Source organism: Flavobacterium turcicum (assembly GCF_011365745.1).
GTDB lineage: Bacteria > Bacteroidota > Bacteroidia > Flavobacteriales > Flavobacteriaceae > Flavobacterium > Flavobacterium turcicum.
In genome coordinates this window covers 1-1,388 of sequence record NZ_JAAOBY010000022.1, presented here as the reverse complement: position 1 = coordinate 1,388, position 1,388 = coordinate 1, and the positions used below count along the sequence as shown (strand labels likewise).

2 protein-coding genes are annotated in these 1,388 nt (G+C 33.4%); both read left to right on the top strand.

The genetic code is table 11. The features are described 5' to 3' along the window. Positions 1–39: 39 nt before the first annotated feature. A complete protein-coding gene (locus tag G9Q29_RS14835; RefSeq protein WP_205729874.1) occupies positions 40–474 on the top strand; it encodes a helix-turn-helix domain-containing protein in 435 nt (144 codons plus the stop codon). After that, positions 474–1,340, top strand: coding sequence for an IS3 family transposase (locus tag G9Q29_RS14810; protein ID WP_205729873.1), 867 nt, complete (start codon positions 474–476; stop codon positions 1,338–1,340). The genes G9Q29_RS14835 and G9Q29_RS14810 overlap by 1 nt, the downstream gene beginning before the upstream one ends. Positions 1,341–1,388: the final 48 nt, after the last annotated feature.

Here is a 1,388-nt window from a genome sequence, read left to right as displayed (position 1 = left end):
TGTCCCGTCCTAAAATAGCGATACACAAAAAGTATCCTTATGGAAAACCCTCAAGAATCACGCTACTTAAAGCGCACCCAAAAAGACTACACGATGTCTTTTAAATTACAGATTGTACAAGACATAGAACAGGGGAAGATGTCTATTTCGCAAGTCAAAAAAGTTTACGGTATTCAGTCACGCTCGACAATTGTGCAATGGCTTCGGAAATTTGGTAACTTTGATTGGGATAATCAAACACCATCAAATATGCCAAAATCACCTGAACAAAAAATAATGGAACTTGAAGCACAAGTCATGTTGTTAGAAAAGCAGAAAGCATTGCTAGAGAGAGAAGCTTATGTAGCGGATAAGAAAGCGATCATCTTTGATATGATGATTGATATTGCAGAAAAAGAATATCAAATTGACATCAGAAAAAACTCATCACCCGAACAATCGACCAATTCAAACAAGAGCAACAAGAAACAGTAATGTTTACCTGTACTTTGTTCGGGATAGACAGACAGGTTTATTATCGAAAAATAAAAAGAAGAGAAGCACGACAATCCAAGGCTTCTAAGATAGTCGCTATGGTTATAACAATCAGGCAGACGATGCCCAGGATTGGAGCAAAAAAACTCTATTTTCTTTTAAATAACGAATTAAAGCAACTAAAAGTCGGAAGAGATAAATTTATCAGTATCCTAAGAGCTAATCATTTATTGATTGTTCCAAAGCGTTCGTATCATATTACAACCAACTCGCATCATCGCTTTAGAAAACATCAAAATCAGATTCTGGAATTAGAAATAAAACGTCCGGAACAAGTTTGGGTTTCAGACATAACCTATATTGGAAAAAGAGAAAATCCGTGTTACTTAAGCTTGGTAACTGATGCTTATTCTAAAAAAATAATGGGGTTTAATGTAGCTGATAATATGAATACAGAAAGTAGCTTAATAGCATTGGAAAACGCGATAAAACTAAGAAAGGACAAAAGTTTAACATTAATACATCATTCTGACAGAGGAGTGCAATATTGTGCCCATGATTATCAAAAACTACTCAAGAAAAGCCTTATAAAGTGTAGCATGACACAAAACTCAGATCCTTATGAAAATGCAGTAGCAGAAAGAATAAATGGGATTTTAAAACAAGAATTTGATATTGATAAATTCAACAAAGACCTTCCAATTATGAAGTTGTTGGTTAAAGATGCTATTGAAATCTATAATCAAAAAAGACCTCATTACTCCAATTATATGCTAACACCAAATCAAATGCATCAGCAAAGTAAAATTAAGATGAGAACCTATAAAAGAAAAAACACTTGCAAGAACGATCCAGCAAGTGTTTAATTAATTATTTTTGTTTAATAATCTGTATCGATTATTTAGGACTAGTCA